This is a genomic window from Streptomyces sp. NPDC050423, assembly GCF_040655445.1.
In the GTDB taxonomy this organism is placed as follows: domain Bacteria; phylum Actinomycetota; class Actinomycetes; order Streptomycetales; family Streptomycetaceae; genus Streptomyces.
This window is the reverse complement of sequence record NZ_JBFAJY010000039.1, coordinates 1-24,972: the sequence shown is the minus strand read 5'-3', so window position 1 is coordinate 24,972 and position 24,972 is coordinate 1. Positions and strand designations below refer to the sequence as shown.

23 protein-coding genes, 1 pseudogene and 1 riboswitch are annotated in these 24,972 nt (G+C 70.7%); of the genes and pseudogenes, 9 read left to right on the top strand and 15 right to left on the bottom strand.

Annotation, left to right across the window (positions count from 1 at the left end):
* Positions 1-105: 105 nt before the first annotated feature.
* The 4 genes from AB0I52_RS25715 to AB0I52_RS25700 all read right to left on the bottom strand — a co-directional run bounded on the left by AB0I52_RS25715 (position 106) and on the right by AB0I52_RS25700 (position 4,050).
* Positions 106-1,104, bottom strand: coding sequence for an ABC transporter permease (locus AB0I52_RS25715; protein WP_363076347.1), 999 nt, complete (start codon positions 1,102-1,104; stop codon positions 106-108).
* Positions 1,105-1,539: 435 nt separating this feature from the next.
* The gene (locus AB0I52_RS25710; protein ID WP_363076345.1) at positions 1,540-2,346 is read right to left on the bottom strand and encodes an enhanced serine sensitivity protein SseB C-terminal domain-containing protein; all 807 of its coding nucleotides are present in this window, start codon (positions 2,344-2,346) and stop codon (positions 1,540-1,542) included.
* 166 nt (positions 2,347-2,512) lie between these two features.
* Complete coding sequence (locus AB0I52_RS25705) at positions 2,513-3,283, bottom strand: enhanced serine sensitivity protein SseB (protein ID WP_363076343.1); 771 nt, start codon at positions 3,281-3,283, stop codon at positions 2,513-2,515.
* Positions 3,284-3,360: 77 nt separating this feature from the next.
* Positions 3,361-4,050, bottom strand: coding sequence for an AAA family ATPase (locus tag AB0I52_RS25700; RefSeq protein ID WP_363076341.1), 690 nt, complete (start codon positions 4,048-4,050; stop codon positions 3,361-3,363).
* Positions 4,051-4,206: 156 nt separating this feature from the next.
* Positions 4,207-4,300: riboswitch (glycine riboswitch) on the top strand.
* A 141-nt stretch (positions 4,301-4,441) separates the two neighbouring features.
* On the opposite strand from AB0I52_RS25700, the gene gcvT reads away from it, so the two are divergent.
* From gcvT to AB0I52_RS25680, 4 genes are all read left to right on the top strand, one after another.
* Positions 4,442-5,557, top strand: coding sequence for a glycine cleavage system aminomethyltransferase GcvT (gcvT, locus tag AB0I52_RS25695; RefSeq protein WP_363076339.1), 1,116 nt, complete (start codon positions 4,442-4,444; stop codon positions 5,555-5,557).
* A gap of 101 nt (positions 5,558-5,658) precedes the next feature.
* Entirely contained in the window at positions 5,659-6,036 is a 378-nt protein-coding gene (gene gcvH / locus AB0I52_RS25690) for a glycine cleavage system protein GcvH (RefSeq protein ID WP_363076337.1), read from the top strand.
* A gap of 19 nt (positions 6,037-6,055) precedes the next feature.
* The gene (gene glyA / locus AB0I52_RS25685; protein ID WP_363076335.1) at positions 6,056-7,312 is read left to right on the top strand and encodes a serine hydroxymethyltransferase; all 1,257 of its coding nucleotides are present in this window, start codon (positions 6,056-6,058) and stop codon (positions 7,310-7,312) included.
* A 157-nt stretch (positions 7,313-7,469) separates the two neighbouring features.
* The gene (locus tag AB0I52_RS25680) at positions 7,470-8,852 is read left to right on the top strand and encodes an L-serine ammonia-lyase (protein ID WP_363076333.1); all 1,383 of its coding nucleotides are present in this window, start codon (positions 7,470-7,472) and stop codon (positions 8,850-8,852) included.
* Between the two features lie 62 nt (positions 8,853-8,914).
* Here the strand turns inward: AB0I52_RS25680 and AB0I52_RS25675 are convergent, their stop codons facing one another.
* Positions 8,915-9,253 carry a hypothetical protein gene (locus tag AB0I52_RS25675; protein ID WP_363076331.1) on the bottom strand — a complete coding sequence of 113 codons (339 nt, stop codon included), beginning with the start codon at positions 9,251-9,253 and terminating at the stop codon, positions 8,915-8,917.
* A gap of 520 nt (positions 9,254-9,773) precedes the next feature.
* Here AB0I52_RS25675 and AB0I52_RS25670 point away from each other — a divergent pair.
* The 3 genes from AB0I52_RS25670 to AB0I52_RS25660 all read left to right on the top strand — a co-directional run bounded on the left by AB0I52_RS25670 (position 9,774) and on the right by AB0I52_RS25660 (position 14,297).
* Positions 9,774-10,760 (top strand): alpha/beta hydrolase, encoded by a 987-nt coding sequence (locus AB0I52_RS25670; protein WP_363076329.1) that lies wholly within the window; start codon positions 9,774-9,776, stop codon positions 10,758-10,760.
* A 662-nt stretch (positions 10,761-11,422) separates the two neighbouring features.
* The gene (locus AB0I52_RS25665; RefSeq protein WP_363076420.1) at positions 11,423-12,403 is read left to right on the top strand and encodes a terpene synthase family protein; all 981 of its coding nucleotides are present in this window, start codon (positions 11,423-11,425) and stop codon (positions 12,401-12,403) included.
* A 394-nt stretch (positions 12,404-12,797) separates the two neighbouring features.
* On the top strand, positions 12,798-14,297 hold the full coding sequence (locus AB0I52_RS25660) for a carboxylesterase family protein (protein ID WP_363076327.1): 1,500 nt from the start codon (positions 12,798-12,800) through the stop codon (positions 14,295-14,297).
* A gap of 57 nt (positions 14,298-14,354) precedes the next feature.
* Here the strand turns inward: AB0I52_RS25660 and AB0I52_RS25655 are convergent, their stop codons facing one another.
* Positions 14,355-15,320 (bottom strand): CopD family protein, encoded by a 966-nt coding sequence (locus AB0I52_RS25655; protein WP_363076325.1) that lies wholly within the window; start codon positions 15,318-15,320, stop codon positions 14,355-14,357.
* Between the two features lie 216 nt (positions 15,321-15,536).
* Here AB0I52_RS25655 and AB0I52_RS25650 point away from each other — a divergent pair, with 216 nt between their 5' ends.
* Entirely contained in the window at positions 15,537-15,974 is a 438-nt protein-coding gene (locus AB0I52_RS25650) for an STAS domain-containing protein (RefSeq protein ID WP_363076323.1), read from the top strand.
* Positions 15,975-16,023: 49 nt separating this feature from the next.
* Here the strand turns inward: AB0I52_RS25650 and AB0I52_RS25645 are convergent, their stop codons facing one another.
* Entirely contained in the window at positions 16,024-16,239 is a 216-nt protein-coding gene (locus tag AB0I52_RS25645) for an EF-hand domain-containing protein (RefSeq protein ID WP_362962944.1), read from the bottom strand.
* 144 nt (positions 16,240-16,383) lie between these two features.
* On the opposite strand from AB0I52_RS25645, the gene AB0I52_RS25640 reads away from it, so the two are divergent.
* Positions 16,384-17,022 carry a GNAT family N-acetyltransferase gene (locus tag AB0I52_RS25640; RefSeq protein ID WP_363076320.1) on the top strand — a complete coding sequence of 213 codons (639 nt, stop codon included), beginning with the start codon at positions 16,384-16,386 and terminating at the stop codon, positions 17,020-17,022.
* A 48-nt stretch (positions 17,023-17,070) separates the two neighbouring features.
* Here the strand turns inward: AB0I52_RS25640 and AB0I52_RS25635 are convergent, their stop codons facing one another.
* The 8 genes and pseudogenes from AB0I52_RS25635 to AB0I52_RS25600 all read right to left on the bottom strand — a co-directional run bounded on the left by AB0I52_RS25635 (position 17,071) and on the right by AB0I52_RS25600 (position 24,972).
* Entirely contained in the window at positions 17,071-18,261 is a 1,191-nt protein-coding gene (locus tag AB0I52_RS25635; RefSeq protein ID WP_363076318.1) for a YncE family protein, read from the bottom strand.
* Positions 18,261-19,067 carry a polysaccharide deacetylase family protein gene (locus AB0I52_RS25630; protein WP_363076316.1) on the bottom strand — a complete coding sequence of 269 codons (807 nt, stop codon included), beginning with the start codon at positions 19,065-19,067 and terminating at the stop codon, positions 18,261-18,263. The genes AB0I52_RS25635 and AB0I52_RS25630 overlap by 1 nt, the downstream gene beginning before the upstream one ends.
* A gap of 412 nt (positions 19,068-19,479) precedes the next feature.
* Positions 19,480-19,995 carry an ATP-binding protein gene (locus AB0I52_RS25625; RefSeq protein WP_363076314.1) on the bottom strand — a complete coding sequence of 172 codons (516 nt, stop codon included), beginning with the start codon at positions 19,993-19,995 and terminating at the stop codon, positions 19,480-19,482.
* A gap of 251 nt (positions 19,996-20,246) precedes the next feature.
* Complete coding sequence (locus AB0I52_RS25620; protein WP_363076312.1) at positions 20,247-21,014, bottom strand: enoyl-CoA hydratase-related protein; 768 nt, start codon at positions 21,012-21,014, stop codon at positions 20,247-20,249.
* A gap of 184 nt (positions 21,015-21,198) precedes the next feature.
* Positions 21,199-21,648, bottom strand: coding sequence for a cold shock domain-containing protein (locus AB0I52_RS25615; protein ID WP_363076310.1), 450 nt, complete (start codon positions 21,646-21,648; stop codon positions 21,199-21,201).
* 273 nt (positions 21,649-21,921) lie between these two features.
* On the bottom strand, positions 21,922-22,827 hold the full coding sequence (locus tag AB0I52_RS25610; RefSeq protein WP_363076308.1) for a proline iminopeptidase-family hydrolase: 906 nt from the start codon (positions 22,825-22,827) through the stop codon (positions 21,922-21,924).
* A 66-nt stretch (positions 22,828-22,893) separates the two neighbouring features.
* Positions 22,894-23,022: pseudogene (locus AB0I52_RS25605) on the bottom strand (dioxygenase); the annotation flags it as partial.
* 12 nt (positions 23,023-23,034) lie between these two features.
* A complete protein-coding gene (locus tag AB0I52_RS25600; protein ID WP_363076306.1) occupies positions 23,035-24,972 on the bottom strand; it encodes a KR domain-containing protein in 1,938 nt (645 codons plus the stop codon).

Genomic DNA, 24,972 nt, shown 5'->3' with positions numbered 1-24,972 from the left:
CGTGGCAACCACCGCTGTCGTTTTTCTGGTCTTCACCTGAGGAAATTCCCCTCAATCGATGGTTGCCATGGCATGTCGCACGTCGTTGTGACGAGGACCCGGGCACTACTTGCTGCGGGGGTCGAGGGCATCGCGCAGCCCGTCTCCCAACAGGTTGAACGCCAGGACCGTGACGAAGATGGCCACGCCCGGCACGATCATGTACATCGGGTCGTTCTGGTAGAAGTCGATCGCGTTGGTGAGCATCCCGCCCCAGGAGGCCTGCGGCGGGGCGATACCGACCCCTAGATAGCTGAGACCGGCCTCGAAGAGGATGTTCGAGGGGATCAGCAGCGTGGAGTAGACCAGAACGGGTGCCACCAGGTTCGGCAGCAGCTCCCGGAAGAGGATGAAGGGTCCCCGGGCGCCCAGCGACCGGGCAGCTTCGACGAATTCGCGGTTGCGCAGGCTCATCGTCTGGGCTCGGACGATACGTCCCATGTACGGCCAGCTGAAGAAGCCGATCACGAAGATCAGTACCGCGATCCGCAGCGGCAGCCCCGTCAGGCCGAAGGCGCCGTCCTGGAGTGCCGCCGAGATGGAGATCGCGAACAGCAGCAGCGGGAAGGCCAGGAAGGTGTCCATCATGCGGCTGATGACCGTGTCCACCCAGCCGCCGTAGAAGCCCGAGACCACACCGAAGAAGACGCCGATCACCACGGAGAGCAGGGTGGCGCCGACGGCGACGACGAGGGAGACCCAGGAGCCCTCGATGATGCGGGTCATGATGTCGCGCCCGTACTGCGGTTCGACGCCGAGCGGGTGGCTCCAGCTCATGCCGCCCCAGTCGCCCTTGGGGGCGAGCAGCGCGGGGTCGATGAGTTCCTGGTGGAAGGCGTTGGGGTCCAGACCGAAGACGGCCTGGATCGGCTTGGAGAGGACGGCGAGCAGGATCAGCAGGATGACAACGATGCCGCCGGCAACGGCCACCTTGTCGCGCTTGAAGCGCGTCCAGGCGATCTGTCCGAGCGAACGGCCCTCGATCTGGCTCTGCTTGACTCCCGTGAGTACTGCCTCCGGCTGAGCCTCGGCAGCCGATCCGGTGGTCTCGATCGGTGCGGTCACAGTGCCTTTGACCCCTCCCGCCGGCGGTGGCCGGCCCTTGCTCGCCGCGGTAACGGCCTGGCGCGCATCAGCCGCGCACGATCATGCGGCTGATGTCCTGGTACTGAGATACGTCTGAAGCGTCTGAAGCGTCCACGAAATGTCCGCCGGGGCAACCTCGTACAAAGGAGCGACGATCCCCACTAGTCGGGAGTCTTCAACGCGGTTGCGATCACCCGCCAGACCTGACGGGGAATGTTTGCTCAAACGTGATGCGGTCAGTGAGCTTCCGTTATCCGGACAGCTTGATCGAGTGAGCGGACCACTCGGCCACTAATCCATCAGAACGGACATGCCACCCAACAGGCGTTATTGGGTGGCTATTTGGGTGACCACGGCGGTTGCCTTGTCCGCCCGAGGGTGCTTTGTCCGCTCGGGTGAGCGGGCCCGGCGGGCCTAGTAGGCGTGCGGGGCCGGACCGGGCGGCTGCGGGTAGCCGTAACCCGGAGCGACGACGCCGCTCCGGCCGGCCGGAGCGTGCGACTCGCGGTCGTAGAACGGACGGGAGTTGCCCCGCAGCCACATCGCGACCGGGTCGTACTCGTCGGACATGGCGACGGTGGAGACCGGCAGCCCCTCCGGGACCGTGCCGATCGACTGCTGCATCATCGCGCGCACCGCGTCGACGGACGGCTGGCTGGTGTCGTACAGATCGAGGCCGATGGCGAGGTACGGGACACCGAGCGCGGGCTGCACCCAGGCGCGGCGCAGCGAGCGGATCGCCGGGGTGTGGTGGGCGTTCTGCGTCAGCTGGGCGTAGAACTGCGGGGTCTCGACGGCGGGGTCGCTGATCCGCAGCGGACCGGCGGGCATCCGGTCGAGGCCGGTGGCGATCCGGCGCAGGTCGAGCCAGGGAATGCCCACGCCGCCGCCCGGGGCGTGCGGGTTCAGCCAGATGCCCCAGCGGTCGGGGAAGAGGGCGCGGGCGATGTCGCGGCCGCCCACCACCTCATGGGCGCGGTTCCAGCCGCTGGCGGAGAGCTCCTGGGCGGAGGTGACACAGGGGGCGTAGCCGAGGCCGTCGATCTCCATGTTGCCGTACTGGGCGTCGGGCGAACCGGCCCGGCCGTGCCAGAGCAGCATCCAGATCCGGTCGGCCGCCAGGGCCTGGAGCAAGGCCTCGTACGCGTCGTAGCGCCCGGGTGTCACCTGGCGCAGCATGTGCTCGACCTTCCCGGCCGCCGCGGTGCCTGACGCACTCACCCTGGGTCCCGCCCCTCTTCGATCCACTGTGTCGGCCTGCCGCTCCCGGGGCACGCGGGTACGGCGCGGTGCCGAGGCACCAGCCATCAAACCAGCTTAGGCGCCGGTCCTGACACCGACTTGACGCCATGGGCCGCAGCCGTCCCGCGCGGACCGACGGGCGGCGCTACTCGCCTGCCCGCTGATAGAACGGCCGGATCCTCGCCCGCATCCAGTCGGCGACCGGGTCCTGCGCCACGTCGAGCAGCACCAGGTTGACCGGCCACGGCAGCTCGACGCGGCCGAGCGCGCGGCCGAGCGCGTCCATGGGGGCGTTGCGCCCGGCACCGTCCCAGGTCGAGAACTCGACGCCGACGAAGAGGACGGGGTCGCCGCCCTCGATGCTGGCCAGGGTCCTGCGGGCGCTGAGCACGACACCGCTCTCCTCGAACTCACCGGCGGCGGCGGCGAGGAAGTCGACGGGCTCCTCCTTCCAGTCCGGCTCGTAGAGCCGGACCCGGCCGCCGCTGGCCGGTCCGTCGAGCAGGCTGCGCCCGGACCGGCAGAGTTCGGCGACGGCGGGCGGCGGGAGCGGCATGCCGACCGCGCCGCCCGGGTTCACCGCGATGCCGAGCTGCGGGGGCAGTCCGCGGGCGAACTCGACGGCGGGCGCCACGGTGAAGGACATACGGGCGCCGACGCAGCCGAGGAACTGCTGCTCGGAACTGAACACGGGGACGTACGCGGCGCCGTCGATCTCCAGTGTCGGCAGGTCCAGATCGGTGGCGTCCGGTCCGCCGCCGTTGGGCAGGGGCACCCAGAGATGGCTGCGGCCGAGCACCTCCACGAGCCGGCCGCCCGCTTCCGGGTTGCCGAGCGAGGCGCTCAGCACTTCTTCGAGCTCGTTGGCCGGCCATCCGCCCTGCGGAACGGTGTGGCCCTGTGCCGGAATGTCCACTGCTTCCCTCTCTCGCCCCGTGCCGTGCAGCAAGAGGTTAGCGCCGCGCGCCGGGTGTCCGGGCATCGGAAGGCCCGCTACCGGTTCTCGCCCCGCGCGTCCGCGAAGGTGATCCGCGTCAGCAGCGCCGCCGCCTCGCGGTCCAGGAGCACCGCCGAGACGCAGCCGAGCGGCAGTGTGCCCGTCTCGGTGTCCCGCAGCAGCCTCCGCAGGGCCCTGCGGTGCCGGGCGAACGCGTACCCGGAGACGCCGCGCCCCCGCTCCAGCTGGCCCGCCCGCGCTGTCTGCGGGGTGACGTCGAGCAGGACGAGGTGCAGGACGCCGCCGCGCCGCCGGGCGTCGCGCGCCAGCCAGCCGCGCACCCAGGCCTGGGTGCCGCAGTCGTGGACGACGACGGAGACGCCGGAGCGCAGCACCTGCCACAGTCCCCAGTAGTGGGCGACGCGGACGAACGGGCGGTAGAGGGCGTACGGGACTAAGCGCGGCAGCAGAGCGGCCCAGCGGTCCCTGGTGTCCTGGGAGTCGATGACGCGGGCGGACACGGCCCGCCTGATCAGCGTCGACTTGCCGCTGCCCGGCAGCCCGGATACCACCACGACGTCACCCGCCACGAAGTGCAGGCCGCGCGGGCCGCGCCCGGACCGGCCCCGCAGATCCCGTACGACGGGTCCGTGCGGGCCCCGCGTCTCCCGGGCCGGTGCGCCCGGCTGTGCGGGCAGTGCCCCGTGTGCGACCCCCGCGGTCGTCGCGTACCGCTGCAACGTCATCGCCATCCCCCTGTCGGCCGACCCACACCTGCCACGAAGTGTAAAGAAAAGGTAATGCGACACAAGCGTGCGACCCGCCGGATCCGGTGGGGTACCGGCGCCCCACTGCCCGGCGATGCGTGCGATGATGACCCGGCCAACTGCATAAAGGCCGCTTGAATCCGCGCGGGAGAGTTCCGGCCTCCGGGCCGGGCGCCGAAGGAGCAAGATCCTCCCTTGAATCTCTCAGGCCCCGTACCGCGTGGATGAGGCAGATCTGAAAAGCGAGTCGCCCAGCGGCTCCACCCAAGGTGCAAGCCGAACCCCTCCGGGGCCTCTCGGCGAACCTCTCAGGTTCCGATGACAGATGGGGAGGGATCGTCCTCGTCGTCATGCCCTGGGAGCCATATCCATGAGCACCGCCCCCCGTCTCACCACCCTCGACGCCCTGCACCGTTCGCTGGGCGCCACGATGACCGACTTCGCGGGCTGGGACATGCCCCTGCGGTACGCCAGTGAGCGCGACGAGCACATCGCCGTGCGCACGAAGGCCGGCCTCTTCGACCTCTCCCACATGGGCGAGATCACCGTCACCGGCCCGGCGGCCGTGGATCTGCTGAACTTCGCGCTGGTCGGCAACATCGCCACCGTGTCGGTGGGCCGGGCCCGCTACACGATGATCTGCGCCGAGGACGGCGGCATCCTGGACGACCTGATCGTGTACCGGCTGGGAGAGACCGAGTACATGGTGGTCGCCAACGCCGGCAACGCCCAGATCGTGCTGGACGAGCTGACCGCCCGCGGCGAGGGTTTCGACGCCGAGGTGCGCGACGACCACGACGCGTACGCGCTGCTGGCCGTCCAGGGCCCCGAGTCCTCCGCCATCCTGGCCGCCGTCACCGACGCCGACCTGGACGGGCTGAAGTACTACGCCGGACTGCCCGGCACGGTCGCCGGGGTCCCCGCGCTGATCGCCCGTACGGGCTACACCGGCGAGGACGGCTTCGAGCTGTTCGTCGCCCCCGGGCACGCCGAGCAGCTGTGGCGGGCGCTGACCGAGGCCGGCGCCTCGCGCGGCCTGATCCCCTGCGGGCTCTCCTGCCGCGACACGCTGCGCCTGGAGGCGGGCATGCCGCTGTACGGGCACGAGCTGACGACCGGGCTGACCCCGTTCGACGCCGGGTTCGGCCGGGTCGTGAAGTTCGAGAAGGAGGGCGACTTCGTCGGCCGCAAGGCCCTGGAGGCCGCCGCCGAACGCGCCGAGACCGCCCCGCCCCGCAAGCTCGTCGGCCTGGTCGCCGAGGGCCGCCGGGTCCCGCGCGCCGGGTTCCCCGTCGTCGCCGGCGGCCAGGTCATCGGCGAGGTCACCTCGGGCGCCCCGTCGCCCACCCTCGGCAAGCCGATCGCCATGGCGTACGTCGACGCCGGGCACGCCGCGCCCGGCACCGAGGGCGTCGCGGTGGACATCCGGGGCAGCCACGAGCCGTACGAGGTCGTGGCGCTGCCGTTCTACAAGCGCCAGAAGTAGTCCGCAGGCGGAACAGGGCACCGCGTACGTGACGCAGTCCTGTCTCACACCGTAAGACCATCGTTCATCAGCACTCCCCCGCGTACAGGAGAATTCAGGTCATGAGCAACCCCCAGCAGCTGCGGTACAGCAAGGAGCACGAGTGGCTGTCGGCCGTCGAGGACGGTGTGGCCACGATCGGCATCACGGAGTACGCGGCCAACGCGCTCGGTGACGTCGTCTACGCCCAGCTCCCCGAGGTCGGTGACACGGTGACCGCGGGCGAGACCTGCGGTGAGCTGGAGTCGACCAAGTCGGTCAGCGACCTGTACTCGCCGGTGACCGGCGAGATCACGGCCGCGAACCAGGACGTGGTGGACGACCCCTCGCTGGTGAACTCCGCACCGTTCGAAGGCGGCTGGCTGTTCAAGGTACGTGTCGCGGAGGAGCCGGAGGATCTGCTCTCCGCCGACGAGTACACCGCGTTCTCCGGCAACTGAGACCCCAAGGGACCACCTGATGTCGCTTCTCAACTCCTCCCTCCACGAGCTGGACCCGGACGTCGCCGCCGCTGTCGACGCCGAGCTCCACCGTCAGCAGTCCACCCTCGAAATGATCGCCTCGGAGAACTTCGCTCCGGTCGCGGTCATGGAGGCCCAGGGCACCGTCCTGACCAACAAGTACGCCGAGGGCTACCCCGGCCGCCGCTACTACGGCGGCTGTGAGCACGTCGATGTGATCGAGCAGATCGCCATCGACCGCGTCAAGGCGCTCTTCGGGGCCGAGGCCGCGAACGTGCAGCCGCACTCCGGCGCGCAGGCCAACGCCGCCGCGATGTTCGCGCTGCTGAAGCCGGGCGACACGATCATGGGCCTGAACCTGGCCCACGGCGGTCACCTGACCCACGGCATGAAGATCAACTTCTCGGGCAAGCTCTACAACGTGGTCCCGTACCACGTGGACGAGACCGGCCTCGTGGACATGGCCGAGGTCGAGCGCCTCGCCAAGGAGTCCAAGCCGAAGCTGATCGTGGCCGGCTGGTCCGCGTACCCGCGCCAGCTGGACTTCGCCGCCTTCCGCCGGATCGCGGACGAGGTCGGCGCGTACCTGATGGTCGACATGGCGCACTTCGCCGGTCTGGTCGCCGCGGGTCTGCACCCCAGCCCGGTGCCGCACGCCCATGTCGTCACCACCACCACGCACAAGACCCTCGGCGGTCCGCGCGGTGGCGTCATCCTGTCGACGCAGGAGCTCGCCAAGAAGATCAACTCGGCGGTCTTCCCGGGTCAGCAGGGCGGCCCGCTGGAGCACGTGATCGCGGCCAAGGCGGTCTCGTTCAAGGTCGCGGCGACCGAGGAGTTCAAGGAGCGCCAGCAGCGCACCCTGGACGGCGCCCGCATCCTCGCCGAGCGTCTGGTGCAGCCGGACGTCACCGAGGTCGGCGTCTCCGTCCTGTCCGGCGGCACGGACGTGCACCTGGTCCTGGTGGACCTGCGCAACTCCGAGCTGGACGGCCAGCAGGCCGAGGACCGGCTCCACGAGCTGGGCATCACGGTCAACCGGAACGCCATCCCGAACGACCCGCGGCCGCCGATGGTCACCTCGGGCCTGCGGATCGGCACCCCGGCCCTGGCGACCCGCGGTTTCCGGGCGGAGGACTTCACCGAGGTCGCGGAGATCATCGCGTCCGCCCTCAAGCCGTCCTACGACGCGGACGACCTGAAGGCCCGCGTCGTCGCGCTCGCCGAGAAGTTCCCGCTGTACCCCGGTCTGTAGTCCGGACCTGCGCATTTGCACGTTGGGGCGGGGCACCACGCACACTGAACAGTGAGCGCGGTGCCCCATCCCTTGTCCCCCGCTCTCCGGGCCGACCCGGCCCGTACCGCACCACCCGGCAGACAACGGCGTCTACCAGCGCTTTGAGGAGTCACCCGTGGCCATCTCGGTCTTCGACCTGTTCTCGATCGGCATCGGCCCGTCCAGCTCCCATACGGTCGGCCCGATGCGCGCGGCCCGTATGTTCGCGCGCCGGCTGAAGAACGAGGGCCTGCTCGCCCACACCGCCTCGATACGCGCCGAGCTGTTCGGCTCGCTCGGCGCCACCGGCCACGGCCACGGCACCCCCAAGGCCGTCCTGCTCGGCCTGGAGGGCGAGTCCCCCCGTACGGTCGACGTCGAAACGGCCGACGACCGGGTCGCCGAGATCCGCTCCACCGGCCGGCTCAACCTCCTCGGCATGCACGACATCGCCTTCGACGCCGAAGAACAGCTGATCCTGCACCGCCGCAAGGCCCTGCCGTACCACGCGAACGGCATGACGGTCTTCGCGTACGACCGCGACGGCGCCCCGCTCCTGGAGAAGACGTACTACTCGGTCGGCGGCGGCTTCGTGGTCGACGAGGACGCGGTGGGCGAGGACCGGATCGTCCTCGACGACACCGTGCTGAAGAACCCGTTCCGCACCGGCGACGAACTGCTGCGGCTCGCCGGTGACACCGGCCTGTCGATCTCCTCCCTGATGCTGGAGAACGAGCGGGCCTGGCGCACCGAGGACGAGATCCGCTCGGGCCTGCTGGACATCTGGCGCTCCATGCAGGCGTGCGTGTCCCGCGGCATGTCCCGCGAGGGCATCCTGCCCGGCGGCCTCAAGGTCCGCCGCCGCGCCGCGAACACCGCCCGCCAGCTGCGCGCCGAGGGCGACCCTCAGACCCACGCGATGGAGTGGATCACCCTCTACGCGATGGCGGTCAACGAGGAGAACGCCGCGGGCGGCCGCGTCGTCACCGCCCCGACCAACGGCGCGGCCGGCATCATCCCGGCGGTGCTGCACTACTACGTGAACTTCGCGGCCGGCGGCGCCACCGAGGCGGAGAAGGACGACAGCATCGTCCGCTTCCTCCTGGCCGCCGGAGCCATCGGCATGCTGTTCAAGGAGAACGCCTCCATCTCCGGCGCCGAGGTCGGCTGCCAGGGCGAGGTGGGCTCCGCCTGCTCCATGGCCGCGGGCGCCCTCGCCGAGGTGCTGGGCGGCACCCCCGAGCAGGTCGAGAACGCCGCCGAGATCGGCATGGAGCACAATCTGGGCCTGACCTGCGACCCGGTCGGCGGCCTCGTGCAGATCCCGTGCATCGAGCGCAACGGCATGGCGGCGGTGAAGGCCGTCACGGCCGCGAAGATGGCGCTGCGCGGCGACGGCAGCCACAAGGTCTCCCTCGACAAGGTCATCAAGACCATGAAGGAGACCGGCGCCGACATGAGCGTCAAGTACAAGGAGACGGCGCGGGGCGGGCTCGCGGTGAACATCATCGAGTGCTAGGCAAACATAGGCCCTGACCAGTGCGTTTCCATCTTTCAGCGCTGTCAGGGCCTTCCCCTCGTTCACCATTCGGATCCACCCGGCCCGCCGGCCGTCGCCAGGATGTATCGAATCGACCCCCTGAACCCATCAGAGGGGCACCATTTGATACATGCGAGCGCGGCGTCCAGGGCCTGGGGGTCGCCCACGGACGATATGTAGTCGCCCGGCACATCGACGTCGATCAGCACCACTTCACGGGTTTCGGAGCCCGGCAGCACCTGCGCGTCCCCGAGCGGCCGTACCTCGATCCCCTCGGCACCGGCCAGGGACAGGGACGGGGAGCGCGCGCCCAACAGCCGCTGGACGTACAGGCCATCCGTCAAGGAGGCCGCGAACCCGTCGTATTTCTTGGGAACCATGAGAGCGGGTCCGCCGAACTCCCGGAATATATCGAGTCCGGGAGACTTCCCGGACTCCAGTTCGGCTTCAGGACCTCGCGGAGCCCTGATCGCCCAGCCCTTCGGAGTCAACGGCGGCACCATCACCAGGGCCGTTCACCAAGTCCAGGCCCTCCTGGCCGAGCACGGCCACACCAGCCGGACGCGGCGATGCCCGGGCTCCGGTCGTTGCCCGTCACCTGGTGAGTGCCGTTTGGCAGCCGGTGAATGGCGCCTGACATCCGGTGCATGCCTCGTGCCATCCGGTGACCAGCACCGCTCAGCCGGTGAGTGACGCCGGTCATCCGGTAGTGGCGCCGGTCATCCGGTGAGTGGCGCCTGTCCATTTGCCGAAGCGGCAACAGAGCTCGCGGCCGGCCCGGCGTCCGGCGCATGATCGTGTTCCGGGCCGCCGACCGCTTCCGGGCGGTACGGGTCCGGAGCGCGGTCGGCCTACAGGACCCGACCGTGACCGGCGCAGACCGAGAACCGCGGAGGACCCATGTCGCATCAGCCCGCCCCGTCCCCGGAGCCCACGCACCGCACGGTGCCCTCTCCCGCCGGCCGTATCCACCTGGTGGAGCAGGGCACCGGACCCCTGGTGCTGCTGCTGCACGGATTCCCGGAGTCCTGGTACTCGTGGCGCCACCAGCTGCCCGCGCTGGCCGCTGCCGGATACCGGGCGGTCGCCATCGATGTCCGGGGATACGGGCGGTCCTCCCGGCCCGGGGACGTCGCGGCGTACCGGATGCTCGAACTGGTCGAGGACAACGCCGCCGTGGTGCACGCGCTCGGGGAGCGAAGTGCCGTGGTCGTCGGCCATGACTGGGGCGCGACGATCGCGGCGAACTCCGCGCTGATCAGGCCCGATGTCTTCCGCGCGGTGGGGCTCCTGAGCGTTCCCTACGCCCCGCGCGGCGGTCCGCGCCCCAGCGAGGTCTTCGCGGGGATGGGCGGGGGCGAGGAGTTCTACGTCGCCCGTTTCCAGGAGCCCGGCCGGGCCGAGGCCGAGATCGAGCCTGACGTGCGCGGCTGGCTCGCCGGCTTCTACGCGGCGTTCTCCGCCGACACCATGCCCGCGCCCGACGCCCCGGACCCGCACTTCGCCGGGTCCGGCGGGACACTGCGCGAGCGGTTCCCCGACCGGCGGCCCGGCTGGCTCGGTGAGGCCGACCTCGACTTCTACGCGGGCGAGTTCGAGCGGACGGGGATGAGCGGGGCACTCAACCGCTACCGGAACATGGACCGGGACTGGGAGGATCTCGCGGACTTCGACGGCGCACCCGTCACTCAGCCGTCCCTCTTCCTCGGCGGGTCCCTGGACGCCTCCACCACCTGGCTGGCCGATGCCATCGCGGCGTACCCCACGACGCTGCCCGGCCTGGTCTCCTCCCACGTCCTGGACGGCTGCGGCCACTGGATCCAGCAGGAGCGCCCCGAGGAGGTCAACCGGATCCTGACGGGCTGGCTCGCCTCGCTGGCCGGCTGAACCGGCCCTACGGTGAGAGGGGCCGGTGAGGCAGACGTGTGCGTCGAATCGGCCGGCCCCACCCCCGGCGTCCGCCACCTCGGCCAACACGGGAGTAGTCCAACTGCTCATAACTGAGCAGGCGTTCCTGTCGAACACACATTTTCAGTCACAGGCGGCTTCCCTCCCCCGCATACTGGGAGTTCACTGGTCGTGACGAGTGGTGACGCAATCGCCGTGCACGTCAGGCGGTCCGCTGCCATGAGCCCCACGGGCCCGGCTCCGACGCCCAGGCCCCGGCGGAAGAAAGAGGACAGCGATGACAGCCGCCCCTCCCGTGACGCACCCCCGACGGGATCCGGCCGTCCGGCCCGGCCGCGCCGTTTCACGAACAGCGTCTCGGCCCCCTCGTACCGACCAGCCGCCCCGCCGCCGCTGATCCGCTCCTGCGGCGGTCCGCCGCAGCCGGTTCACGGTCCCACCGCCCTCTCGTTCGGCTGGTGCGGACAGCTGTCCCCGAGGACGCGGCCGTATCGAAGCGCCGATCGGCAGAGCCGCGTTCACCGCTCGCCGCTCGCCGCTCCGGCCGTGCGTGCGCGATTCGTTCCGCGCATCCCCCTTCCCTGTTCGCATTCGTCTGGACGAGGTGCACCATGAGTAAGATTGCGCTTCCAGAATTCCACATGCCGTTCGAGAGCACGGGATGTAATCCGGGAGTCGACAGGACCAGGCAGGCCGCCTGGGAATGGGCCGAGACCAGAAACCTCGCCCTCTCTCCGGTGGCCCACAAGAAGATGATCCGGACCCGCCCCGAACTGTGGATATCTCTGATATTTCCCGAGGCGTCGCAGAAGCACCTCGACCTGTTCTGTCAGTGGCTCTTCTGGGCCTTCCTCGTCGACGACGAGTTCGACGACGGCCCGGCCGGCCGCGACCCCGGGCTGTGCGAATCCGCCATCGCGCATCTGGTGGACGTACTCGACGGTGCCCGGACACCGGTCGGCCCCATGGAGCACGCCCTGGACGAGCTACTGGTCCGGACCTGCACGGACCGGCCGCCGCACTGGGTGCGGCAGTTCCGCAGGGACACGGCCGCCTGGCTGTGGACGTACTACGCCGAGGCCGTCGACCGGGCCGCCGGCCATGTGCCGAGCATGGCCGATTTCGTGAAGCACCGCCGCGATTCGGTGGCCATGCAGCCATTCCTCGACCTGCATGAGATCACGGCCGGAATCGACCTCACGGAATCCGCCCGAAGCCTTCCCGCCTATATCGCGCTACGTAATGCGGTGACCGACCACTCAGGCCTCTGCAACGATATCTGCTCATTCGAGAAGGAAGCCCTGCTCGGTTATGAGCACAATACCGTCCGGCTGATCCAACGGGACCGCGGGGGCACGCTCCAGGAGGCGGCGGACGAGGCCGGAATCCTGCTGGCCCGCATTGCCGAGCGCGTGCAACGGGCGGAGAAGGAACTCGTCGAGGAGATGGAGGCGGCGGGAATCGAGGGCCCCCAGCGAGTCGCTCTGGAACGCTGTGTACGGGACTACCGGGGGCTCGTCCGAGGGGATTTCGACTACCACGCGCGGGCGGAGCGCTACACCCGTCCCGACCTCGTGGAGATCGACGAACAGGACGCCCTGTCCCGGAACTTCGTCGCCTGAAGGACACCTGACGGACGCCCGGCGGGGGCCCTCGGCGGGGGCCGACGCCCCTGCCGGGCCCCGCCGAGACGGCCCACGGCACCGGCACCCACGCACTCGACAGCGATTTCCGGACATTCGTAGCCCCGATGGCTCGTCCGGCACCGGCCCACCCGCCCGCGGCCGGAAACGCGTGCACGCAAAGCGGCCACTTCCGGTCCCTTCACGGCCGCACAAGACCGCACCAGGACCGCACCAGGACCGAGGAATCAGGGGCCGGCCGCACAAGGGCCGCCACCCTCACGAATGGTCGGCCACCCCCTGCCGTGATCTGCTGGTACGTACGCCCGATGGCAGGCGGCAGTCCGATGAACCGAACTCGCCGGCCGTACCGCAGAAGGGCTGGAGGCATCTCATGACTGCCGTACCTCCTCCGATATCCGCATCCGGCGCCGACCGGACCGCTCCGCACGCCGCCACGGCCCACGGCACCGTCCGCGGCACACACGAACCGGGCGTCGCCGTCTTCCGCGGCATCCCGTACGCGGCACCGCCGGTGGGCGCCCACCGGTTCCGGGCCCCGGCGCCACCGGAACCCTGGGAGGGCGTACGGGAGGCGGTGGCCCTCGGCCCGACCGCGCCCAAGCGTCCGTACTCCCCGCCGCTGGACCGGCTGCTGCCCGATCCCGAGGTGCCCGGCGACGGCTGCCTCAACCTCAATGTGTGGACGCCGTCGCCCGCCCGCACCGGGCTGCCCGTCCTCGTCTGGATCCACGGCGGCTCGCTGCTGCACGGCTCGTCCGCCGTCCCGCTGTACGACGGGGCCGCCTTCGCCCGCGACGGTCTGGTCCTCGTGTCGCTCAACTACCGGCTCGGCATCGAGGGGTTCGGGGTGTTCCCGGACGCGCCCGCCAACCGCGGGCTGCTCGACCAGCTGGCGGCGCTCGGCTGGGTGCGGGACAACATCGCGGCGTTCGGCGGCGATCCGGACCTGGTGACGGTGTGCGGCGAGTCGGCGGGGGCCATCAGCATCGGCGCGCTGCTCTCCGCGCCACGGGCCCGGGGCCTGTTCCGGCGCGCGGTGCTGCAGAGCGGGGCCCCGGCCGCGCTCCCCGTGGACAAGGGCCGCCGCACCACCGAACTGATCGCGAAACGGCTCGGGGTGGCCGCGACGGCACGGGCCCTGGCCGCCGTGGACCCCGCCGCGCTCCTGGCGGCGCAGACCGCGGTGACGAGCGGCGGCTCCCCGCTGACCGGCGGGAACTCCTTCCAGATCGTGGTGGACGGCGATCTGCTGCCCCGCGAGCCGGCCGAGGCGCTGCGGGACGGCGCCGCGTCCGGCATCGATCTGCTGATGGGTTCCAACACCGAGGAGTACCGGCTCTGGTTCGTTCCCAGCGGGCTCACCGAACGGCTCTCCCGTACGAGACTCCGGCTGGCCCTGCTGAAGTTCAGGGTGCCGGGCGCCACGGCCCGTACCTACCGCGCGAACCGGCCCGGCGCGACCCCGGGCGAACTGCTCGGCGCCCTCGCCACCGACCTGCTCCTGCGCGTACCGCTGAACCGGCTGGCCGACGCCCGGATCGGCGCAGCCGGCGGCACACACCTCTACGAGTTCGGCTGGCCGTCCCCCGTACAGCGGCTCGGTTCCTGCCACGGGCTGGAGATCGGCTTCGTCTTCGACAATCTGGGCCGGCCGGACGCGGTGGTACTCGCGGGCGAGGACGCCCCGCAGGAGCTGGCCGACGCGATGCACGCGGCGTGGGTACGGTTCGCCGTCTCCGGCGACCCGGGCTGGCCCGGTTGGGACGCGTCGCGTCCGGTGATGCTCTTCGGCCCCGGCGCCCCCGCGACGGTGCGCGCCCCGCGCGACGACGAGCTGTGCGGCTGGCCGCCGTACCGTGACAGGCGCTGAGCGGGGCGCGGGGAGCGGGATGCAGCGCGCGGGGCGCGGGGAGTGCCCGGCCACGTCTCAGCGGGTGCTGAGCCAGTGCGGGTCGGGTACGACGGTCAGGACCGCCGACACCAGGACGACCGCTGCCAGCGCGGCCAGTTCACGGCGCGCCCTGCGCCGGGCGACCGCGGGGTCCGGGTCCGACGCCAGCCCCCGGCGCGCGCCGAGCGCCAGCGCGCTCACCACGGCCATCAGCACCAGCTTGACCAGCAGGGTGCGCCCGTACGCCGAGGTGAGGACGGTATCCGGCGGCAGCCGGCGCAGGGCGCTGAACGTACCGGTCACCGCCAGGGCCGCGTACAGCCACCCGGCGAGCCGGGCGTAGCGGCCGAGCAGCGCGCGGGCGGCGCCGGGCCCGTTCCGCCGCCACAGCCGCATGGTGCGCAGCACGTGGAGCAGCCCGCCGCACCAGAGCGACGCGGCGGTCAGGTGGACGACGGTGAGCGCGGCGCCCACCGCCGGGCTGTACGCCTCGGGGTGGGCGCGCAACGCCTCCGCGCCGATGACGAGCGCGAGCGGGGCGGCGGCCAGTGCCGGGCGCCTGCTCGCCGCGCAGCACGCGGCGAGGGCGAAGCCGTTGGCGGTGAGCAGCAGCAGCCCGCCCTCGCGGGTCCCGTAGGTCTCGACGAGGCCGAGATCGCTGACCCGGGCGAGCCGGACGATCTGTCCGGCCGCGGCCAGCGCCCCGGCGACCGAGGCCGCCGCCGCCCAGCTGCGCGGGGCGGTCTCCGGCCGGCCGGGCAGGGAACGGGCCAGAGCGGTGGCGGCGAGGCCGCCGAGGTGAACGGCGAGGGCGCCGAAGAGGACCGTACGCAGCACGGTGGCGGTTCCGGCGCCGGGTATGCGCAGTTCACCGGTGCCGCGGGCGACGGCGGCGGCGCCCAGCAGAGCGGCTGCCAAGGCCAGGAGGCCGGCCCCCGCCGTGACGAGTACGGCCGGCGCGGACCTGCGGCGGGCGGGTGCGGGCACACGTGAGCGGAGCACCGCCCACCCCCTTTTCTGACCGACAACCATACAAATAGCCTTCGACGTCCACGGCACCATCGAACATTCACCCGGAAGGACGCATTACGGCAGGCTCGAACGTTTCTGCATCCCCACCCGACGCGAGCCTCGGGTTAGGTTCACCGACTGTCACCTCACTGACAGCCACCCAGGCCCGGATGCCTCCGCGGATTCGGCGCTGCGAGGAGAGGCATCATGACCGAGAGGCTGTCCCCCACGGCATCCCCCGTACTGGTCCCCCTGCCCGAGCCGTGCGGTCGCGTGTACCGCAGGAACGGCCGGACGGTGGTGGCCCTGCGCGACGAGATCGACATCGCGACCGCGGCCCTCATCGCACCGGCCCTGGACGTCGCCACGTCGGACCGGTCACCGCATGTGGTGGTCGACCTGACCGACGTGAGTTTCCTCGACTGCTCGGGGCTGACGCTGCTGTGCCGGGCCCGGCGGCGGGCGCTGGACCGGGACGGGCGGTTCTGGCTCATCTGCGACTGCCCGAGGATCCTGCGGCTGCTGCGGGCGGGCCGGCTGCACGACGTGTTCCGCCCGGTGGCGACGCCGGACGAGGCCTTCGAATCGGACGGGGCCGCCGGCCTGTCCGTCCCGTCCGGCTCGTCCGTCCCGCCCGGCTCGTGAGCGGGGCGGGTCCGCGGCCCCCGGCCCGCCGGCCGGGGGTCCGCGGCCGTCAGCCCTTGTTCTGCGCGGCCCAGAACTCGTCGAAGGTGAGGAGCCCGTCGCCGTTCGCGTCGTGGGAGTTGATCACGGCCTGCGCGACCGGCTCGGTGACATAGGGGTCCCCCAGCTGAGCCATGACGCTCGTGTACTCGGCAGCCGATATCAGCCCGTCGCCGTTCAGGTCGAACCGCTCGAACGCCTTGCGCGCCGACTCGATGTCCGCCACTGTTCCGCCCCTTCGTAATGCCTGTATGACGGGGTCAGATTAACGGGCGCGACGGATGGCGATCGCGGCGGCCGGTCGTCGATCATGGGTGGGTCCGTCCGCCGCCCGGCGGACGGTGGCCCGGAGCGGGGAGAGCGCGGCGCGATGACCGATGCACTGGCGGGGATCCTGGCAGCCGCGGCGCAGGGGCGGTTCCCGCCGCCGGACGGGGCCACGACGGTGGTGCGGCAGCCGAACGTACGGGACGCCGGGGTGCTGGCGTTCACCGCGCACTCGGTGGTGTTCACGGACGAGGACCCGCGGTGGGTGCGGGACGCCCTGGCCGCCGCCCCGGGCGACGCGCTCGCCGCGACGATGAATCCGCACTTCCTGGGCGCGCTGCTGGCCCGGACCGGACGGCACATGAACACGATCGATCTGCTCACGGTCGCGCCCGCGCTGCCGGGCGCGCCGGAGGTGGAGCTGCGGGAGATCCGGGACCCCGAACACCCCCGGGTGGCACGGGCGATGAGGTTCCGTGACGAGGTGCGGGTCTGGGGAACGCAGGGCGGTGTGCTGATCCTCGGGCGCGGTGTCGCGGGGCGCTGGGAGACCGCGATCGAGGTGGCCGAGGAGGCGCGCGGGCAGCGGCTCGGCGAACGGCTGGCGCGGGCGGCCCGGCATCTGGTGCCGGACACGGTGGTGTGGGCGCAGCAGTCGCCGGGGAACGCCCGCAGTGTGCGGACGTTCCAGGCGGCGGGCTACCGGCCGGTGGGCTCGGAGGCGCTGCTGATCGAGGGGTGAGCCACCGGCGGGCGGCGCCCAGAACGGAAGACGCCGCGGGCGGGCCTCCTACCGGAAGACGCCGGTGTGGCCGAGCGAGTAGCGCCCCGGTTGCGGGTAGACGGCGAGGCCGTGCGGTCCGCTGCCCACCGGGATCCGGGCGAGCTGCTTGCCGCTGGTGGTGTCGATCGCGTACACCTCGGAGTTGTAACGCCCGGTCAGCCAGAGGACCTTGCCGTCCGCGGAGACCCCGCCCATGTCGGGGCTGCCACCGCCCGGCAGGTGCCACTTCTTCGCCAGCTTCCTCTGTGCGAAGTCGAAGACGGAGACGGAGCCCTCACCGCGGTTGGAGATGTACATCTCCTTGGCGTCGCGGCTGACGTAGAGCCCGTGGCAGCCCTTGCCGGTGGGCAGCAGCTTCGGGGTGGTGAACTTCTTTCCGTCCAGCACCCACATGCCGTTCGCCATCATGTCCGCGATGTAGAACGTGCTTCCGTCGGGCGACAGCTTCACGTCCTGCGGCATGGCGCCCTTGAACGGCAGTTTCTGCTGGCCCACCACCTTCATCTTCTCCGTGTCGACCTTGAGGAGTTCGCCGGAGAACTCGCAGGAGACGATGAAGTACCGGCCGTCCGCCGAGAAGTCGGCGTGGTTCACTCCCGCGCAGCTGACCGGGACGGCCTTGGCCGTCTTCATGGTGTGCGCGTCGCGGAAGACCAGTTGACGGTCCATCGACGCCATCACGATGGCGTACTTGCCGTTCGGGGTGAAGTAGAGGTTGTACGGATCGGAGACGGCGACCGTCTTCCCCGCCTTGCCGGTCGCCGGGTCGATCGCGGTGAGGCTGTCGCCGAGGTCGTTGTTGACCCAGAGGGTCTTCAGGTCCCAGGACGGGACGACGTGCTGCGGCTGACGGCCGACCGGGATGGTCTTGACGACCTTGTACGTGGCGGGGTCGATCACCGTCACGGTGTTGGAGTTGGTGTTGGGTACGTACACCCGGGACGGGAAGCCCTTGACGGCCGGCGACAGCTTCCCCGCGGCGTCGGCCGCGTACACGTTCGCCGGATCGAGCACCGGCGGCATCCCGGCCAGTCCGGGCGGCGCCGGCGGGGTGACGTGCTTGGGTCTGGCGGGTGGCGCGGCCGCCTCGCTGGCCGCGTCCGACGCCCCCTTGCCGGCGGGGGTGCCGCAACCGGTGAGTACGGCGAACAGGACGCCCCCGAGCAGGGCCGCGGTGCGCGTGGTGGAGGGAAGCATCAGGTCAACAGCTCCGTGGTCGTCACCGCACGCAGTCCGCGGCGGTCGAGTTCGGTGAGAAGGAGGGGCAGCGCGGCGACCGTGTCCGCGTAGCCGAAGTGCATGCTCACCACCGATCCGTTACGGATCTCCCCGGCCACCTTGCGGGTGACGGCCGCGGCGCCGGGCGAGGTGAAGTCGAGGGAGTCCACGTCGTACGAGAGGACGTGCGGATACCCCGCGCGGACGGCGAGCCGCTGGACGAGCGGGGTGGCGTACTGGGTGCGCGAGGGACGGAACCAGGTGCCGATGGAGCCGGTGAGCCGGCGCAGCCGCTGGGCGCAGCCGGTGATCTCCGCGTACGCCTGGGCCTCGCCCATCGAGGAGATGTCGATGTGGCGCTGGGTGTGGTTGCCGAGGTCGTGGCCGCCGTCGAGGATCCGGCGGGCCATCTCGGGGTGCTCGTCGAGCCAGCTGCCGACGGCCAGGACGGTGACCTGCGCGCGGGCCCGTTCGGCCTCGGCCAGCACGGTCCGGGCGATGGCGGGGTCGCCCTGGCCGTGGAAGGTGAGGGCGACGCGCGCCCGGTCGCGGGGACCGTGGTCGATCTGCACCGGCTGCCCGGGGAAGCGGCGCGGGGCGGGCGCGGGGGCGGGCGCCCCGGCGGTGGCGGCCGGCTTCTTCGGTGCCGGGTGGGTGAGGGTCTTCGCCGCGGTCCCGGCGGTGTCGTGGTCCCCGCAACCGGTGGCGAGGGCCGCGGCGAGCGCGGCCCCAGCTCCTGCGCGCAGGGCGCTGCGGCGGTGCACCGGTGTGCCGGAGTCGTTCATGTGCAGAACATTAAGTGCGAGATGTCAGAAAAATGACAATTGACCCTTGCCGCCACTTTCGCAGGTCACACGGATGCGCACCGCCCGGCCCCTCGGCGATCAATGAATCACTCGCGTGGGCTGGTCGGCATTCATAGATTTCCAGGCAGGTGACCCAGCACACCTATGATTCATTGAAGAATTGCCCGAATTCATCACCTCATGAGCATTTTGCGGCTTTGGCGATGGAGTCGCCCGTCTGCCATAGTCGGTGACACGACCCGCACTGACCCGGGCCGGGTCGTCATAAGCGGCCGTGAACACACCCCCCATTTCACGGCCCCCACACAGCAGCCCCCGCAGCGCCGCATCACGGCCGATCCGGGGGCTTCTGTGCGTCCGGGGCCCTCCGGGCCGATGACCCGGGCGGCCGTCAGCGGTCGGAGATCCGCATCTCGAACCAGGTGATCTTGCCGCGCGGCAGCAGATCCACGCCCCACCGGTCGGAGAGCTTGTCGACGAGGAAGAGGCCTCGCCCGCTGATGTCCATCACCTGGACGGGCATGAGACACGGCAGTCCGCGCGAGGGGTCACGCACCTCGATCCTGATCCAGCCGCGACGGCGCAGCATCCGCAGACCGAAGACCCTGGCGCCGGTGTGCCGCACCGCGTTGCCGACGAGTTCGGACACGAGCAGAACGGCGTGCTCGCCGGTCTGCGGGGAGAGCCCCCACTGACGCAGCACCACACAGGAAGTGAGCCGGCGCGCGGTGGCCGCGGACTCCGGACGGGAGGGCAGCCGGACTTCGTCCTCCGTCGGATTCCCGAACAACTCCAGCGCCTTGAACGCCTGTTCGTCCTCGACGGCCGGAATCCTCCGTGCCGCTGCCGCGCTGCTGCGCTGTCGCGACTGCTCCACACCCTCCAGGCCCGCCATGGACACCATCATGGCTGCACGGCGGGCCTCCCGTGGCCGTTCCGAGGGAATCCCCGACCCGGAATCAGCAATTCCACAGAGAGCTCTTGGCATATGCCAGTGGCAGAATGCCCTCGTCCACACCCCCGCCGACCTGCGCGAACACCGCGCCCGAACGGTTTTGCCGGCACGGGCGGAGCACTGAGCCTTAAGGTTGCCTTAAGGCTCAGCTAATCCGCCCGCACGGATGAACGCGCCGCGATCTGTTCCCAACTGGCGTTCGGTCAGAGGAATTTGGCCTTGCCCGGTCCTTCGTCCACAAAGCTGCGCATACCGCGCTCCCGGTCCTCCGTGGCGAAGAGTCCGGCGAACCAGGTCCGCTCGATCGTGAGGCCGGTGTCGATGTCCGTCTCCAGCCCGGCGTCGACGGCCTCCTTGGCGGCACGCAGCGCGAGGGCCGGGCCCTTCGCCAGCCTGGCGGCCCAGGCGTGCGCGTGCTCGTACACTTCGGCGGCGGGCACCACCCGGTCCACCAGGCCCATGGCGAGAGCCTCGTCGGCCTTCACGTGGCGGCCGGTGAAGATCAGGTCCTTGGCCTTGGCGGGGCCCACCAGACGGGCGAGCCGCTGGGTGCCACCCGCACCCGGGATCAGGCCGAGCATGATCTCCGGCTGCCCCAGCTTGGCGTTGTCGCCGGCGATCCGGAAGTCGGCGCAGAGGGCCAGTTCGCAGCCGCCGCCGAGCGCGTAGCCGGTGACGGCCGCGACGACGGGCTTGGGGATCCTGGCCACCGCGGTGAAGGACTCCTGCAGGGCCTTGGACCGGACGACCATCGCCGGGTGGTCCATCGCCTGCATCTCCTTGATGTCCGCGCCCGCCGCGAACACCTTCTCGCCGCCGTAGAGCACCACGGCGCGCACGTCGTCGCGCCCGGAGGCCTCCTCGGCCAGCTCGCGCAGCCGGTCCTGGGTGGCGGTGTCCAGTGCGTTCATCGGCGGACGGTCCAGCCGGATCGTGCCGACGCCGCCGCTTACTTCGAGGGATACGGTCATGAGAGGCAGGTTAACCGGCGCTAACACGGCGCCGGACAGGCCTGGGGCCGGTGCCGTTCGTCACAGCCTACGGACGGCGGACAGCGGGCGACGGGGACGGACAGCGGGGACGGCGGACGACACGCCCGCCGCTGTCCGTGCTCCCCGGGCCGCGGCCGGCGACAGCGCCGGCCGGCCTACCGGCTCAGCCCTCGACCCAGCCGTGCTTCTTGGCGAACTGCAGCATCCCCTGGCGTACCTGAAGGATGTGCGCCGCGGTGAGGCCAGGTGCCGATTCCAGCAGCACCTCCGTGACGTCCCGCACGTACTCCTGCGAGTTGAGCACATCGCACAACACGTCGTCGCCGTCCGCGACCTGCCTGCCCGGGGTCTCGGGACGCCCCGAGAACGCGGACGCCGGAGCCGCCGCCGACCCCGTGCCGCCGCTGCTGCCGGGGGCGAGCTGCACCGAGGACGCCTTCAGGCCCCGGTCGCCCTGCTCGATCTCGAACTCGACCATCAGACCGGGCCTGAGAGACGCCTCGGGAATACGAAGGTCGTTGACATGCAGGAAGACGTCCTCGCCTCCATGATCGGGGGCGATGAATCCATAGCCCTTCACGCCGTCGAACCGCACCACACGACCGGTGACCATCACAACCGCCCTCTCAACGAAACCCCGGACCCGTGCCCGGGGTACCCCGCCGCGACAGGCAGCCCGGACTTGTACTCCACTCCGGACACGCCTTGCGACTACCTGATCACTACTGTCCCAGTTGTCACCACCGCGCGGCCACACATTCGCACATCCGTGTTGCCGCACAGCCATGCATTTGTTCAGGGTTACCGATGACACCCGGGACGCCGCACCGGAGGCGCGGCATGTTCTCAGCACTCTATGCAACGTGCGGCCGGCGACGCTCAGGGGTCAGCCGGGGGCGATCTCCTGGAGGAACTCCTTCATGACCTGACGGAAGTGTTCCGGTTCCTCAAGGTGCGGCAGGTGGCTGGACTCCTCGAATATCTCCCAGCGCGCTCCCGGAATGAGGTCCTGGAACGGTTGCACCGTCGCGGGTGTGGCTTCGTCGTGGCGCCCGGAGATCAGCAGGGTGGGCACGTCGACGTCCGGGCAGAGGTCGATGACCGACCAGTCGCGCAGGGTGCCGTTCACATGGAACTCGCTGGGGCCGTTCATCGCGTAGTAGACGGTGGGGTCGTTGTACACCTCGTAGAACGAGGCCAGGTAGTCACGGGGCCAGGGTTCGAGACGGCAGACGTGGCGCTCGTAGAACGTGCGCATGGCCCCGTGGTACTCGTCCGTCTCGGTGGTTCCGGCGGCCTCGTGCCGGAGCAGCGTGTCGTTGACGCCGGGCGGGAGCTGGTCGCGCAGGACCTTGGCCTCCTGGAGCCAGAGCGGATAGGAGGCGGGCGAGTTGGCGATGACCAGACCGCGCAGGCCCGCCGGGCGTGCCGCGGCGTGGTGCGTGATGAGCATGCCGCCCCAGGACTGGCCGAACAGTACGTAGTTGTCGGCGATCCCGAGACCCGTCAGCAGGTTGTCGAGTTCGGCGGCGAACAGGTCCACGGTCCAGAAGTCCGCTCCCCGGTCGGGCAGATGCGTCGAGCCGCCGTTCCCGATCTGGTCGTAGTGCACGACGGACCAGCCGTCGTCGGCCAGGTCGGAGAGGTTCTGCAGATAGTCGTGGGTCGATCCGGGGCCGCCGTGCACGACGACGAGAGTGGGCCGGTCGGAGCGGAGGTCGCCCGTCACCCGGTACCACGTCTCGTGCTCGCCGAACGGCAGGGTTCCCTTCGTGCTGGGTGCCACAGTCACGTCACTTCGCCTCGCTTCGCTTCACTCACGCTGTTTTGCGGATGGGAGCTGTGGTGGGTCTTGTGCTCAGTCGCCGCGACCGCTCGGGCCGCTCGGGCCGCTCGGGCCCGGCGTCTCCGGGCGTTCGGCCGGTTGGCCGGTTGGCCAGTTGGCCAGTTGGCCAGTTGGCCAGTTGGCCGGTTGGCCGGTTGGCCGGTTGGCCGGTGGTCATTCGGTTGTCAGGGCGTCGGCCGCAGTCTCGTTCGACGCCGGCCACTCCTCCGACGCCAGCCACTCGTCGATGACGTGCGCCGTCTCCTCCGCACGGTCCTCCACGAGGGTGAAGTGGTTGGCGCGCACGGTTCGCAGCGTGTGGCCGGCTTCCCAGGGCTCGGCACGGCCGCTGACCAGGTCGGGGGACGTGTCATCCCCGTCCGGCACGAAGGACTGGGTGCACTGCACGAAGAGCACCGGGGCCTCGACCGGGGTGAGCGGAAGCTTCGGTACCAGTTCCACCCAGCGGCCCATCGCGGAGAGTCTGCTGCTGTCGAACCGGCCGAACACCGCTTCCTTGTCGAACATGCCGAGTGCGAGGCCGTCGAGGGGGACGCCGTCGCTCCCGCCGTCGTGCACCTTGAACGTGTCCAGCAGGATGACGCCCGCCGGGCGTACCCCGCATTCCCGTTCCAGGTGTCCGGCGGTGGCGTAGGCGAGGGTGCCTCCGGACGAGTAGCCGAGCAGGACGAACGGTTGGCCGTCAGCCGCGTCGAGCACGCTCCGGGCGAGTGCCTGGACGGCCGCGTCGGACGACGTGGGCAGGCTCTCGCCCGCGAGGAATCCGGGGACGGGCAGTGCGGAGATCTTGTGCCTGCCTCCGAAGTGGGACACCAGACGTGCGTGCTGGTGGACGCCCCCGGTGGCCATCGGTGTACTGAGGCAGATGAGGTGCGGCCCCTCGGAGGAGTCCGCGAGCCGGACCGCGGCGGGCAGCCGGTCGATCTCGTCCACCGAGGCGAAGCCGGGCCGGACGTCGGCTGCCGCTTGGAGGAGCGCGAAGCCCTTGTCCGCGCGGCCGGAGACGACGGCGGAGTGGAACAGGTCACGGAGTGTCTCCGGCGCCCTGCCGACCGAGGGGGCCTCGGCGGAAGCGGAAGCGCGCTCCGTCCCGTCCGCCCCCTCGGAGGCTCCCGCTCCGCCCGGCCCCGCCTGGTCGGTGTCGTCGGCCGTGAGGGGCGCCGACGCCAGGAGATCCGTACGCAGTATCCGGGCGAGCTCGGCCGGGCTCTTGCTGTCGAAGACCACCATCGGAGGAAGCCGCAGTCCGGTGTCCTTCATCAGGACGTTACGGAGTTCCATCGCGCTCAGCGAGTCGAACCCGGCCTCCAGGAAGTCCCGTTCGGCGTCGAGGGCGTCCGCGCTGCTGTGGCCGAGGAGTGCGGCCGCCCGCTCCATGACGAGCGTCCTGAGGAGGGCCTCCTGCCCTGCCGGATCGGCCTGTGCGAATCGTTGCCGCAGAGACGTCGCGTCCGTCCTGGACACCGCACTGCGCCGCCTGGTGGTGGGGACGAGGTCGCGCAGGAGTGCGGGGATGGTGTCGGTACGGGTACGGAGTGCGGTGACGTCGATCGGAAGGGGAACCAGGGCGGCCCGGCCCGAAGCGAGACCGGCGTCGAACAACGCGAGACCCTGCTCCGGCTTCAACGCCGGCAGCCCCTGACGCCTCATCCGCTCAAGATCCGCCTCACCCAGCCACTCGCCCATCCCCGCGCCCGCCCACAGCCCGTAGGCGAGTGAGGTGGCCGGCAGACCCTCCGCGCGACGGTGCACCGCCAACGCGTCCAGGAACACATTCGCCGCCGCATAGTTCGCCTGACCCGCCGCCAGCACCGAACCACCCGCCGACGAGAACATCACGAAGAACGCCAGCTCACGATCCCGCGTCAACTCATGCAAATACCAAGCCCCATCAGCCTTCGCACCCAACACCCGATCCAACCGAGCCCCGTCCATCGACCCGACCAACCCGTTATCACCCGCGCCGGCCGCATGCACCACACCCACCAACCCAGCCCCCACACCCTCAACCAACCCCGCCACCGCACCACGATCCGACACATCACACGCCACCACCGACACCACAGCACCCAACCCCTCCAACTCCCCCAC